A 13,249-nucleotide genomic window follows, 5' to 3' on the forward strand; every position below is an offset into this window, starting at 1 on the left:
CGGCGGGTTGAATAGACGGGTAGTGGATCAGCCGCCATGATGTGCTGAATGACGGCTCCCTCCCATGCCGGCCGCTACCGAATCGACCAGGTAATCGGCGTCGGCGGGTTCGCATCCGTTCACCTCGGGCATGATGACGAACTCCGCTCTCCGGTCGCAGTCAAGATCCTCGCCGACAACTGGTCCCGCCAGCCGCACATTCGCGAGCGGTTCCTGCAGGAGGCGCGGCTGTTGCGCAAGGCCGACTCCCACCGGCTCGTACAGGTCTTCGACCTCGGCGAACTCGACGACGGCCGGCCGTACTTCGTGATGACCTATGCCGACAAGGGCACCCTGGAGGAGCGCCTGGCCGGTGCCCCGATGGGGGTGGCGGAGACGATCGAGGTGATCGGCGAGATCTGCCAGGGCGTCTCGGTCCTGCACAGCATCGGCGTCGTGCACCGCGACCTCAAGCCGTCGAACGTGTTGTTCTGCTCCCGGCCCGAGGGCGGCGAGCGGGTCATGGTGGCCGACCTGGGCATCGCGCGATCGACCGACCACCTGTCCGGGCTGACCCTGCCCGCGGGCTCCCCCGGCTACCAGGCTCCCGAGCAGCTCCACTTCGACGGCGCACCAGACGCCCGCGCCGACGTCCACGGGCTGGGCGCGCTGACCTACCACATGCTCACCGGCCGCGTCCCGGGCAAGCCCACCGACCGGGTTCCGCCGAGCGCGCTGCGTCCCGACGTCCCGCCCGCCGTGGACGAGGCCGTCATGCGCGCTCTGGCCCCTGACCGCGAGGACCGCTGGTCCGACGCCGCCACCTACGTGGCCGCCCTGACCGGGACCACTCCGGTGCCGCTCGCCGTCGCGCCCATCTCCCCCGTCACCGCGGTGAAACCACGCGCCGGCGACGTTCCTCCCGGCGAATCAGCGGACGAAACCCCCGACGACGCCCCCCGGCGGCGGCCGCGACGCGTGCTCACGCTCTCCCTGCTGGCCGCGGCCGCCGTCATCGCGATCACCGCCGGGAGCGTGGCACTGCTCCGCGGGCAGGACCCCATCGCCCCTCCCCCGGACAGTACGGCGAGCCCGTCGGACGGCACGGCCCAGTGGTTACGCGAGGATTCCGACATCCCCCGTGAATACCGCGCGTGGATCGTGAAGGCGGGCACCAACTGCAAGCTGAAGGGGCTGAGCCCCGCGCTGATCGCCGCGATGCTGAAGGCCGAGTCCGGCTTCGACCCCAACCTGAACGATCCCGAGAACGCGGAGTTCGGCATCGCGCGCTGGACCCCGGAGGTGCTCTGGCACTGGCAGCCCGGCGGTCTGGCGGCCCCGCTGCCCAAGCCGCCGTTAGGGGCGGAGGTCTCGATCACGTCGATGGGCCGCTTCATGTGCCACCTCGGGCCGCAGATCGCGGACGTGCCCGGCGACCCCGCCCTGAACCTCGCCGGCCTCTTCCGCAGCGGCGTCGAGCCCATGCATCGCTCGAACGGCGTCCCCAAGAAGTGGCTCGACCACACCAGCAAGGTCAAGACCTATATGGCTGACTACCTCCCGAAGTGACCCGCGCCGCTACCGGGCCGACTGCTCGGCCAGGGCGGCGAGGCCGTAGACCACGCCGCCGGCGAGGTCTCCGCCGCTGAAGGCGGTCGCCATGGACAGCGCCACCAGACGGCAGCGGTCATCCGTCAGTCTCCTGCGGGCCCGCTCGCCGGTCACCACCTCCAGGGCGTGGCCGGCGGGGTCGACGTAGACCAGGACCGCGTCGGCCGACTCCTCCCCCAGCGCCGCGTGCAGACGTTCGGCGAAGGGGCGGCGGCGACCCGGGTGCGGGCCGACATAGACGGCGAACCGCAGGCCCGTCCGGCGTTCCGCGTGCCGTACGGCCTGGCGGATGTCCTCGGCCTGGACGGAGGTGAGTGTGCGCATGGCCGTCACCAGCCCGCCGACGCGCCGCCGGTGGGGCGGCCGGGCTCCGCGGCCTCGGCGAGCGCGGACCAGTCGGCCTCGGGGACGGTCACCCAGAGTGGCCGCCGCTCCATCAGCACCAGGCCGGAACTGCTGACGCCGTGCTCGCTCCGGGACGGGCCGCCGAACCACACCGCGGCGTCCGGGGACGGCGGGCGGCCGCTGTGCTGGGCGCGGGCCCGGACAGGCAGCGCCACGAGCAGGCTGATCACGACGAACAACCCCGCCGAGACCCCGATGAGAACGCCGAGCACCGCAATCGCGCTGTCCACACCAACGAACGTAGACCCGTCCCGGAGGCGCGTCGAGAGCGAGCGTGTGGAGAACGTCACAGGGCGACCAGAAGGTGACAGTCATGTATCCGCCGAGCAGGTCGTCCCGGCCTGTCGTCGTCCTGGACCGGGAGCCGGCCGGACCACCAGGTGAGACTTCCCTGGCGTTCCACGTCTTCTGCCTGCTCGGACGCGGTAAGATCACGACTGTGCTCGGTCACGCCGTGCTGAGCGCTGCGCTGTCACCAGGGTTGTCTAGAGAAGAAAGCCATAGATACCCGGTTTTCAGCGTTGCGAAGCGGGTGATGATGGCCACAAAAGTATGAACCAGGGAAGACTAGGCAATCCTTCTACCACTCGGCTACCGTGAGTTACGTGGATCTTGGCCAATCTCCAGAAGACGGTCACAATACGTCACCGATTTGGGTGAGTGACCGGCCGGCGCAGTCGTCGGCTCGCCCCACCGCCCCCGTCTCGACGTTCGCTCCTGTCGAACGGGCCTCGCTGCGCAGCCTGCTCCAGCAGCCGAAGTACCGGCCGCTGCGGTTGCGCGCCCTGATCGCCGTGCTCGCCGGGCTCGTCGTCGGCGTGCTGGTGTCCGACTGGCGTGCCGGGGTCACAGGCGCGGTTCTCGCGGCGATCGCCGACACCGTCTACCGTGCGCGCTCGGCGTCCTCCGTGCCCGCCTGGCGCCGACGATCATCCGCGGCCGAGCGGCGGACCGAGGCCCAGCTGAAGAAGCTGGAACGCGGCGGCTACCGCACGCTGCACGCCCGCGCGATCCCCGGCAGCGAGGCCCAGATCGATCATCTGGTGGTCGGCCCGACCGGCGTCTACGCGGTCGACTCGGAGAGCTGGGACAAACGACTACCCGTTCGCGTGCAGTCGGGCAAACGGCTCTTCCACGGCCCGTTCAACCAGAAGCCGCGTCTCACCGAGGCGGCCTGGGAGGCGTCACAGGCGGGTGAGCTGATCACGAAGAAGATCGGCAGAGAGGTCACCGTCGTCCCGTCGCTCGCGATCTACGGCCCGGCGATCCCGTGGAAGATCCTCAGCATCCGCAACGTCGACGTCTACGAGGGCAGCCGAGCCCGCAAGTGGATCACCAAGCGGGAGCACTCGCTGACCGAGCCCGAGATCGAAGAGATCTTCGAGGCGGCCGAGCAGACGCTGCCGCCCAGATACGCGGAGGGCTGACCGTCTGGCGGTCCGAGTCGTGGACGGGCGTCTCATGCACTGGGCGCTGGCCGTACCATTTGAAGATGCGTCTGTAGTCAGACAGTCTTCGATGGGAGATGTGCCATGCCCGCCCTCAGGTCGCGAACGGTCACACACGGCAGGAACATGGCCGGTGCCCGGGCACTGCTCCGGGCGACCGGCGTAGAAGCCGGCGACTTCGGCAAACCGATCGTAGCGATCGCCAACAGCTTCACGCAGTTCGTGCCCGGGCACGTGCACCTGCGCGAAGTCGCGGACGTGGTCGCGGGCGGCGTGCGCGAGGCGGGCGCGATCCCCCGCGAGTTCAACACGATCGCGGTCGACGACGGCATCGCCATGGGGCACGGCGGCATGCTCTACTCGCTGCCCAGCCGCGAACTGATCGCCGACGCGGTCGAGTACATGGTGAACGCCCACTGCGCCGACGCGCTGGTCTGCGTCTCCAACTGCGACAAGATCACCCCTGGCATGCTGCTGGCCGCCTTCCGGCTCAACATCCCGACGGTGTTCGTCTCCGGCGGTCCGATGGAGGCCGGCAAGGCTCTCGGGCGCAAGCTCGACCTGATCAATCCGATGATCGCCGCGGCCGACGACAGCGTCTCCGACGCCGAGTTGCTGGAGATGGAGGAGAACGCCTGCCCGACCTGCGGCTCGTGCAGCGGCATGTTCACCGCCAACTCCATGAACTGCCTCGTGGAGGCCCTCGGCCTGGCGCTGCCCGGCAACGGCACCACACTGGCCACGCACGTCGCGCGGCGCGCCCTGTTCGAGCAGGCCGGCCGTACCCTGGTGGACATCACGCGGCGCTACTACGAGCAGGACGACGAGTCGGTGCTGCCGCGCTCGATCGCCACCCGTGACGCGTTCGAGAACGCCATGGCCCTCGACGTCTCGATGGGCGGCTCCACGAACACGATCCTGCACCTGCTGGCCGCCGCCCGCGAGGCGGAGGTCGACTTCGGCCTCAAGGAGATCAACGAGGTCTCGCTCCGGGTGCCCTGCCTGTGCAAGGTGGCCCCCGCGACCGAGAAGTACCACGTGGAAGACGTGCACAGGGCCGGTGGCATCCCCGCCATCCTCGGCGAGCTCGACCGCGCGGGCCTGCTCCACCGCGACGTGCCCACCATCAACGGGGGCACCCTGGCCGACTTCATCGCCGCCTGGGACCCGATGTCGCCCACCGTGCTGCCCGAGGCCATGGAGTTGTGGCACGCCGGGCCCGGCAACGTGCGCACCGTCAAGCCCTACTCGCAGGACGCCCGCTGGGACGACCTCGATCTCGACCGCGCCGCCGGCTGCGTCCGCGACCTGGAGCACGCCTACACCCGCGACGGCGGGCTGGCCGTGCTCTACGGCAACCTCGCACTGGACGGCGCCGTGGTCAAGACGGCCGGCGTCGACGAGTCGATCTGGCGGTTCACCGGGCCGGCCGTGGTCTTCGAGTCGCAGGAAGACGCCGTGGAAGGCATCCTAAACAACAAGGTCAAGCCCGGCGACGTGGTGGTCATCAGGTATGAGGGGCCCAAGGGCGGGCCCGGCATGCAGGAGATGCTCTACCCGACCTCCTTCCTCAAGGGGAAGGGCCTCGGCAAGACGTGCGCCCTGGTCACGGATGGCCGCTTCTCCGGCGGCACCTCCGGCCTGTCCATCGGGCACGCGTCTCCCGAGGCGGGGGAAGGCGGCATCATCGCCCTGGTCGAGGACGGCGACCTCGTCGAGATCGACATCCCTGCCCGGTCCCTGGAGCTCAAGGTCTCCGAGGGCGAGCTCGCCGCCCGCCGCGAGCGCCTGCTCGCCGACCTCGGCGGTTACCGTCCCCGCGACCGGCACCGCCCGGTGACCGCCGCCCTCCAGGCGTACGCCGCCCTCACCACGTCCGCCTCGACCGGCGCCTCCCGCGACCTGACCCAGCTCTCCCGCTGACCGCCCCGCCGCGGCGTCCGCGCGTGAGGGTGCTCACGGGCGGAAGGCCGCGGCGTGTTCGGTGGCCCACTGGGCGAAGGTGCGAGCCGGGCGGCCGGTGATCTGCTCGACGGTCGGGAGCACCGTGTAGCCCTCCTCGGGCGTGTCACCGAGCGCCGAGACGAGGAACTCGACCAGTTCCTCGGACATGCCCTCACTCCGCCACTTCTCCTTCGCCTGCGCCTCGGTGAGCTCGACGAACGCGATCTCACGGCCGATGGCGTCGCCGAGCACGCGCACCTTCTGCGCGATGGTGAGCGCCTCGGGGCCGGTCAGCGTGTACGTCTTGCCGCCGTGGCCTCCCCCGGCGAGGATGGTGGCCGCGACCGCCGCGATGTCGGCCTCGTGGATCATCGCGCTCAGCCGGTCACCGTACGGCTCCCGGACCACGTCTTCGGCACGTACGGAGGGGCCCCACCACTTCAGTGTGTTGGCCATGAACTCGACGGGGTTGAGCAGCGTCCATTCCAGGCCGCTGCCGGCCAGCGCCTGCTCCAGGCTCCCGTCGGCCCGGCCGCCCAGGACGGTGACGCGGCGCGCGCCGAACTTGACGGCGCTCTCCACGATCTCCTTGCCGGACGTCAGCGGCTGGTAGTGGTCTCCGGCGAAGTTGATCAGGTGGATCGCGGTGACGCCGTCCAGGGCCGGGGTGAGACTGTCCGGTACGGCGAGGTCACCGGCGACGATCTCGACTCCCGCCGGCAGCTCCGCCTTCGCCCTCGCCGGGTCACGCGTCAGGGCACGCACCCGGTGACCGGCCTCGACAAGCTGACCGGCCACCTGGCTGCCGACGGTTCCGGTGGCTCCGGTTACCAAGATCGTCATTATGTTCTCCCTCATGCCCAGGCCTCAATGCGGAACGGAACGTTCTCCAACATAGTAGCAGAACGGAATGCTTCATTCTGCTACTTGAAGAGCTTGGCGCCGTCTCTGGAAGAGGTTCGCCGAGGGCGGCATGATGCCGTCCCGATCGACGTTGAGTTCGAAAAATGTCGGTGCCGGAGGGTAAAATTCTGGGTATGGGTAACGTCATGAAGGCCCCCACCCGTTCACTGACGACCGCCGAGATCGCCGCCCTCGCCCTGTCCCTAGCCCACCTGGGCGCCGGCCCGCAGTCGGTCACCGCACGGCGTGCGCTGAGCCACGCCTTCGATCACCTCGACGTCGATGACGCCGTCGTGGCCACCACGCTCGCCACTCTCACCGCCCCGCTCCCCACCGAGGTGGCCACCCGGGCCAGGGTCATCGCCGGAGCCGTAACCGGCCGGCTCGTGATCCGCCTGCACTACCGCGACGCGGGTGGCCGCATCACCGTTCGCGAGATCGACCCGGTGACCTGCCTGGTCCATCGCGAGTACTGGTTCCTGGTCGGCATGTGCCGCCTCAGGGGCGCCATCAGAGCCTTCCGCTTCGACCGGATCATCGCCGTCGAGACCACCATGACCCCCGCCCGCCCCCTCCTGGCCGAGCGCTTCCTCCCCTTCCAGCGCCGCAAGGCCGCCTGACCGAAGCCCCGACGGCCCCGCCGCGCACCACGCGCCCGTCCGCACCCGTGGTTCGGCGGGGTCGCGGCGGTGGTCCTTCTCAGTACGACCTCACGACGACGGCCAGGTCACCCGCGGTCGCCCAGCGGACGGGCCAGGCCGTCCGCGGTCGCCCAGTAACGGCCCGGACACCTGCGGACAGCCCGGACACCAGCGCTCGCCCACCGGACGGCCCGGAAACCAGCATTCGCCCAGCGGACGGCCAGGTCACCCGCGGTCGCCCAGCGGACAGCACGGACACCTGCCACCGCCCAGTGGACGGCACTGTCCGAGGCAACGAGCAGAGGACACACGTCCGCCCTGGCCCTGGGTCACAAGACGATCAGCCGCAGCAGCCCCCGCCACAGCAACCGCCGCCGCCACCGCCACCACCCGGGGCCGGCGCGCCGCCGGTCACGGCGACGGTCGACAGGAGCTTCACGGTGTCGTCGTGCCCTTGGGGGCACAGCGCGGGGTCACCGGACTGCGCCATCGATCGGGTCAGCTCGAAGGTGTGCCCACAGGCGCGGCACCGGAAGTCATATCGCGGCATGCGGTCAGACTACTCCGGCGGGACCACCCGGTGGACATGGTGCAGTGCGGATCGTCGCCGAGGGGACGCACGAGTCGTCGCGGCGGGGACCACAGCCGCTGGAGTGGCGTGTCGCCACGGGGCGCGAGTGGCGGCGGCGCGGGGCGCCGGGTGGGCTCCGCCGTACTTGGGGGTGCCGTACTTGGGTGTGCCGTACTTGGGTGTTCGTGGGGCTCGGCGAGCCCCACGCACCGAAGCCGGGGGGAGGTCCCCCCGGCTTCGGGTCCGGTCCGCGGCCGGGCGGTCGAGGCTAGGCCGCGGTCTCTGCGAGGTAGGGCGCCCAAAGGGGATCGCCGATCAGTTGCGCACCGATCAATCGCCAGTGGGCGCCGCGTGGCACCACCGGGGGGACACGTAGGGTCCACCCCAGTTCCTCCAGGAACTTGTCGGCTTTGCGGTGGTTGCACGCCATGCAGGAGGCAACACAGTTCTCCCACGTGTGCGTGCCGCCCCGCGAACGCGGGATGACATGGTCGATGGTCTCGGCCCGCTGCGCGCAGTAGGCGCAGCGGAAGTCGTCACGGCGCATGAGGGCCGCGCGCGTGAGGGGAATCCGGGACCGGTAGGGGATGCGGACATATCTTCTGAGCCTGATCACCGAAGGAACGTCGAGCGTACGGCTGGCCGAGCGCAGCACCGCGCCCCGGCCGTCGCGATGCACGACGTCGGCCTTCTCCCTCAGCACCAGCACCACGGCTCGGTGCAGGGAGAGGGTGGTCAGTGGCTCAAAGGTGGCATTGAGCAAAAGTACCTGGCGCATCAGCGGACACTTCCCGCCGCACGCGCCGTATCAAGGGCCGCGCCTGGGCGCGACCCGAATTGTGGCCCGTTCTCTTGGGGCCCGGTTCCTTCCGTCACAGGGACCTCCGCCGGACGGCCCAGCGGTTGGTCACCACGGCACCGTCCTCCACCCAGTTTGGCGTTTCGCTCGGCTCCCCCGCCACCCCATAACGCCAGGTGTGGATGACGGGCGAGGCGCCTTCCCGGTTTATCCCCGCTCGGACACCGCTTTACTCCGTATCCACAGGGCCCTCGTGACCCGCTTCCGCGGCCCGCGGAAAATGTAAGGTTCGACCCATGACCCGACAGTCCTACCCGCGTGCGCACCGCGGCGACCATCTCGACGAGCTGCACGGCACCGGCGTTCCCGACCCTTACCGGTGGCTGGAGAACCCCGACGACCCGGCCACCAAGGAGTGGCTGGCCGCGCAGGAAGACCTCTTCCGATCCGCGATGAAACCGCGCAAGGAGTTCCGCGACCGGATCGCGGAGCTGCTGCGCTCCGGATCGGTCAGTGCTCCCGTGTGGCGCGGCGAGCGGCGGTTCTTCATGCGCAGGACGCCCGACCAGGAGCACGCGGTGCTCTACACCGTCGATCCCGACGGCACCGAGCGGGTCCTGCTCGACCCGATGGCGATCGATCCCACCGGGCTCACCACCCTCGACACCTGGCAGCCCGACAAGGAAGGCCGGCTGCTGGCCTACCAGATCTCGGTGGGCGGTGACGAGGAGTCCAATCTCTACGTGCTCGACGTCGCGCACGGTGACCGGATCGAAGGACCGATCGACCGCTGCCGTTACTCTCCGATCGCGTGGCTGGTCGGCGGCGAGGCTTTCTACTATGTGCGCCGGCTGCCCGCGACTGAGGTTCCCGACGGCGAGGAGCAGTTCCACCGGCGCATCTACCTGCACCGCGTGGGCACCTCCACCGAGACCGACGTCATGATCTTCGGTGCCGGGTTGGAGAAGACCAACTACTACGGGGTCTCGGTATCGCGCGATGGCCGCTGGCTGACGGTCTCGGCCTCACGGGGCACGGCCCCGCGCAACGACCTGTGGGTGGCCGACCTGTCGGCCTCGTCGCCCGAGAGCCCGGATCTGGTCACCGTCCAGGAGGGCGTCGACGCCCAGACGGCCCTGCACTTCGGCCGCGACGGCCGGCTCTACGTCTTCACCGACCGCGACGCGCCGCGGGCCCGGGTGTGCGTGACCGACCCGGCCGAGCCGGGCTTCGAGCACTGGCACGACCTCGTCCCGGAGGATCCCGAGGCCGTGCTGTCCGACTTCGCGCTGCTCGACGACCTCGATCGTCCCGTCATGCTGGTCGGCTGGACCAGGCACGCGATCAGCGAGATCACCGTGCACGACATGGTGTCCGGCGAGCGGATCGGCGAGGTGCCCACACCCGGTCTCGGCACGATCGGCGGCATCATCGAGCGTCCCGAGGGCGGGCACGAAGCCTGGTTCGGTTACACCGACAACACCACCCCGCCCTCCATCCAGCGCTACGACGCGCGCACCGGCGAGACCACCCTGTGGGCCGCCTCCCCGGGCGCCGTCGAGGTGCCGGCCGTCACGACCGAGCAGATCACCTATGCCTCGGCCGACGGCACCGAGGTGCACATGCTGGTCATCTCCCGCCCCGGCCACGAGGGCCCGCGTCCCACGATCCTGTACGGCTACGGCGGCTTCGGCATCTCGATGACGCCCGGCTACTCCGCGTCGATCCTGACCTGGGTCGAGGCCGGCGGCGTCTACGCCATCGCCCAGCTCCGCGGCGGCGGCGAGCAGGGCGAGCAGTGGCACCGGGCGGGGATGCTCGCCCACAAGCAGAACGTCTTCGACGACCTGCACTCGGCGGCCGAGCACCTCGTGGCCACCGGCAGGACGACCCCCGAGATGCTCGGCATCTCCGGTGGGTCCAACGGCGGGCTGCTGGTCGGCGCGGCCCTCACCCAGCGCCCCGACCTGTACGCCGCGGTGGTCTGCTCCGCCCCGCTGCTCGACATGATCCGCTACGAGAAGTTCGGGCTGGGCGCGACCTGGAACGTCGAGTACGGCTCGGTCGAGGTGGCCGAGGAATTCGGCTGGCTGCTCGCCTACTCGCCGTATCACCGCGTGCGCGAAGACGTCGCCTATCCGGCGACGATGTTCACGGTGTTCCAGTCCGACACGCGGGTGCATCCGCTGCACGCCTGGAAGATGTGCGCGGCGCTCCAGCACGCGCAGACCGCCGACCGGCCGGTCCTGCTCAGGAACGAGATGGAGGTGGGACACGGCGCCCGCGCGGTGAGCAAGTCGGTCGAGCTGGCCGCCGACCAGCTCAGCTTCCTGGCCGAGCACACCGGTCTGGTCTAGACGCCGTCCGGCCGGTGGCCGTGGCCCTGTCCGCGGTACCGAGTGGGCGGGGCCGGGCCGCCGGGCGAGATCAGCGCTGGAAGATGATCGTCTTGTGGCCGTCGAGCAGGATGCGCTGCTCGATGTGCCACCCGACGGCGCGGGCGAGCGCCTGGCACTCCAGGTCGCGCCCGATGGCGGCGAGGTCGTCCGGGGAATGGGTGTGATTCACCCGGGCGACCTCCTGCTCGATGATCGGCCCCTCGTCCAGGTCGGGCGTCACGTAGTGCGCGGTGGCGCCGATCAGCTTCACTCCGCGTGAGAACGCCTGGTGGTACGGCTTCGCGCCCTTGAACGACGGCAGGAACGAGTGATGAATGTTGATCACCCGTCCGGCCAGCTTGGCGCACAGATCCTCCGACAGGACCTGCATGTAGCGGGCGAGCACCACCAGATCGGCCTGGTAGTGCTCGACCAGCGTGAGCACCTCGGCCTCCTGCCGCGCCTTGGCGTCCGGGACGACCGGCAGGTGGTGGTAGTCGATGCCGTACGACTGCGTGAGCGGGCGCAGGTCGGGATGGTTGGAGACCACGGCCACGATCTCGATGTCGAGCAGGCCGGAACGCACCCGGTAGAGCAGGTCGTTCAGGCAGTGGCCGAGCCTGCTGACCATGACGAGGACGCGCGGCCTGACTGCGGGGTCGCGAAGCTTGAAGTCCATGCCGAACTCGGGGGCGAGCGAGGCGAAGGACGTACGGAGGTCATCGGCCGCGAGCGTGGAGACGAACTGCACGCGCATGAAGAAGCGGTCGGCCACGCGGTCGCCGTACTGCTGGCTTTCGGTGATGTTGCAGCCCCGCGCTGCCAGCAGGCCGGAGACGGCGGCCACCACTCCCGGGCGGTCGGGGCAGGACAAGGTCAGCACGTACTCGGATGCCACGTGGGCAGATTACCGTTACAGGTGCGGTCTCCGTTCATCATCCCCGCCGCCTTGGGTAGGTATTTCCCGTATAGGCACGCTGGTCGGGGCGGATGGAGGGGCATGACGACGGTCCTGGTCGCCCTCGCGTGCGTCTTCGCGGTGGTCTCCGGGATCAACGACGGCGGTGCCCTGCTCGGCACCGGCCTCAAGCTGCCCAGTGTGCGCCCCCTCGTGGGGCTCCTCATGCTGATGGTCGCCGTCGCCGTCGTGCCGCTGATCACCTCGCAGGTGGCCGTCACCTTCACCACCCGCCTCACCGTGCTGCGCGGCGCCGACGGGCAGATCGCGATGGCCGTGGCGGTGGTGTCGGCGCTCGTGGTGGTGACCGTGCTCAGCGCGCGCGGGCAGCCGACCAGCCTGACCCTCGCCATCGTGGGCGCGGTGACCGGCGCGGGCCTCGGCTGGGGCCTGCCGGTCTCGCTCGGCGGAGTGGTGTTCGTGCTCGCCGTGGGCCTCGCCGCACCGTTCGTCGGGGCCCTCGTCTCCAGTGTGGTCAGCCGGGTGCTGACGAGGGTGGCGACCAGCACGACGCTGCCCGGCTGGCACCGGGGCGGATTCGCCCTGCAGTGCCTCGCCTACGCGGCGAACGACGGGCAGAAGATGCTGGCCGTCTTCATGATCGCCCTCAGCCTGTCCGGCGTCCCGGCCGGCGTCTCGGTGCTGATCGCGGTCCTGTTCGGAATCGGCGCGGTGTACGGCCTGCCGCGCGCCGGCCGTACTCTCAGTAGAGAGATCCTCGCCTCACGGCATCTGCACGCGGTCTCCGCCGAAGTGGGCAGCGGCCTGACCGTGCTCGGCTGCGCGGCGGCGGGCGCGCCGGTGAGCATGACCCAGTCCATCGCGGGCGGCCTGATCGGCGCCGGGATGGCCGAGAGCATGCGACGGGTCCGCTGGCCCGCCGCCACGAAGATAGTCATGGCGTGGACGCTGACGCTGCCGGTGAGCGGGCTGCTCGCCGCGGTGGCGGCGCTCGCCGTCAAGGGGGTGACCACGTGAAGAGGATCCGGCGCGTGATGGACCTCATGACAGGACGGATGGACGGCGCGCTGACCGAAGCGCTGATCGGCCAGCTGGAGTCGACCAAGGAAGGCGCCTGGCTCGCCATGGCCATGATCGGCGGCGAGATAGGGCGGACCGACGCGCACGAGCGGATGCGGACGATCGAGCACCGCGGCGACACCTTCCGGGCCGACCTGATCGCCGAGTTGTCCGGCGCCCTGGTCACGCCCATCGACCGCGAGGACCTCTTCCGCCTCTCCCGTTCCATCGACGACATCCTCGACGGCCTGCGTGACTTCGTCCGCGAGTCCTACCTCTACCGGGTCCCGGGCCAGCGCCGGTTCGCCCCCATGCTCGACCAGGTGGTCGTGGGCATCGAGGCGCTGGAGGAGTCGGTCCGCGACCTCGCGTCCCGTTTCTCCGCCGTCGGCCACGACGCCCTGGAGGCCAAGAAGATCGGCGGCAACATCCAGCGGATGTACCAGTACGAGATCGCCCGCATCTTCTCCGACGAGCTGACCGCCGAGGCGATGAAGGAACGCGAGCTGGTACGCCGCCTGGAGATCATCGGCATCGCCATCGGCGAGGCGGCCGACGCCATCGCCGACGGCGCCATGAAACGATGATCCGT

13 protein-coding genes are annotated in these 13,249 nt (G+C 70.1%); 7 read left to right on the forward strand and 6 right to left on the reverse strand.

What is annotated here, in order from left to right; all coding sequences use genetic code 11:
• The first annotated feature begins 48 nt into the window (after positions 1–48).
• On the forward strand, positions 49–1,548 hold the full coding sequence (locus MBA17_RS23795) for a protein kinase domain-containing protein (RefSeq protein WP_238498769.1): 1,500 nt from the start codon (positions 49–51) through the stop codon (positions 1,546–1,548).
• Between the two features lie 9 nt (positions 1,549–1,557).
• On the opposite strand, the gene MBA17_RS23800 is transcribed toward MBA17_RS23795, so the two are convergent.
• Together MBA17_RS23800 and MBA17_RS23805 are read right to left on the reverse strand one after the other, a co-directional pair.
• A complete protein-coding gene (locus MBA17_RS23800) occupies positions 1,558–1,914 on the reverse strand; it encodes a TPM domain-containing protein (RefSeq protein WP_238498770.1) in 357 nt (118 codons plus the stop codon).
• Between the two features lie 5 nt (positions 1,915–1,919).
• Complete coding sequence (locus MBA17_RS23805; protein ID WP_238498771.1) at positions 1,920–2,225, reverse strand: hypothetical protein; 306 nt, start codon at positions 2,223–2,225, stop codon at positions 1,920–1,922.
• Between the two features lie 426 nt (positions 2,226–2,651).
• Here MBA17_RS23805 and MBA17_RS23810 point away from each other — a divergent pair, with 426 nt between their 5' ends.
• Complete coding sequence (locus MBA17_RS23810) at positions 2,652–3,422, forward strand: nuclease-related domain-containing protein (RefSeq protein ID WP_238498772.1); 771 nt, start codon at positions 2,652–2,654, stop codon at positions 3,420–3,422.
• A gap of 105 nt (positions 3,423–3,527) precedes the next feature.
• Positions 3,528–5,366 carry a dihydroxy-acid dehydratase gene (gene ilvD / locus MBA17_RS23815; RefSeq protein WP_238498773.1) on the forward strand — a complete coding sequence of 613 codons (1,839 nt, stop codon included), beginning with the start codon at positions 3,528–3,530 and terminating at the stop codon, positions 5,364–5,366.
• Positions 5,367–5,399: 33 nt separating this feature from the next.
• Here ilvD and MBA17_RS23820 read toward each other — a convergent pair whose 3' ends face one another.
• Entirely contained in the window at positions 5,400–6,230 is an 831-nt protein-coding gene (locus tag MBA17_RS23820) for an NAD(P)H-binding protein (RefSeq protein ID WP_238498774.1), read from the reverse strand.
• Between the two features lie 194 nt (positions 6,231–6,424).
• On the opposite strand from MBA17_RS23820, the gene MBA17_RS23825 reads away from it, so the two are divergent.
• Positions 6,425–6,910 (forward strand): helix-turn-helix transcriptional regulator, encoded by a 486-nt coding sequence (locus MBA17_RS23825; RefSeq protein WP_238498775.1) that lies wholly within the window; start codon positions 6,425–6,427, stop codon positions 6,908–6,910.
• Positions 6,911–7,271: 361 nt separating this feature from the next.
• On the opposite strand, the gene MBA17_RS23830 is transcribed toward MBA17_RS23825, so the two are convergent.
• Entirely contained in the window at positions 7,272–7,481 is a 210-nt protein-coding gene (locus MBA17_RS23830; protein ID WP_238498776.1) for an FmdB family zinc ribbon protein, read from the reverse strand.
• A gap of 289 nt (positions 7,482–7,770) precedes the next feature.
• A complete protein-coding gene (locus tag MBA17_RS23835; RefSeq protein ID WP_238498777.1) occupies positions 7,771–8,280 on the reverse strand; it encodes an HNH endonuclease in 510 nt (169 codons plus the stop codon).
• 317 nt (positions 8,281–8,597) lie between these two features.
• On the opposite strand from MBA17_RS23835, the gene MBA17_RS23840 reads away from it, so the two are divergent.
• Positions 8,598–10,658 (forward strand): prolyl oligopeptidase family serine peptidase, encoded by a 2,061-nt coding sequence (locus tag MBA17_RS23840; protein ID WP_238498778.1) that lies wholly within the window; start codon positions 8,598–8,600, stop codon positions 10,656–10,658.
• Positions 10,659–10,728: 70 nt separating this feature from the next.
• Here the strand turns inward: MBA17_RS23840 and purU are convergent, their stop codons facing one another.
• Positions 10,729–11,577, reverse strand: coding sequence for a formyltetrahydrofolate deformylase (gene purU, locus MBA17_RS23845; protein ID WP_238498779.1), 849 nt, complete (start codon positions 11,575–11,577; stop codon positions 10,729–10,731).
• A 102-nt stretch (positions 11,578–11,679) separates the two neighbouring features.
• Between purU and MBA17_RS23850 the strand changes: the two genes are divergently transcribed.
• Positions 11,680–12,615, forward strand: coding sequence for an inorganic phosphate transporter (locus tag MBA17_RS23850; protein WP_238498780.1), 936 nt, complete (start codon positions 11,680–11,682; stop codon positions 12,613–12,615).
• Between the two features lie 26 nt (positions 12,616–12,641).
• A complete protein-coding gene (locus MBA17_RS23855) occupies positions 12,642–13,244 on the forward strand; it encodes a DUF47 domain-containing protein (protein ID WP_238498781.1) in 603 nt (200 codons plus the stop codon).
• Positions 13,245–13,249 lie beyond the last annotated feature (5 nt).

Origin of the sequence: Dolomitihabitans soli, from assembly GCF_022213955.1 — a bacterium.
In the GTDB taxonomy this organism is placed as follows: Bacteria; Actinomycetota; Actinomycetes; order Streptosporangiales; family Streptosporangiaceae; genus Streptosporangium_A; species Streptosporangium_A soli.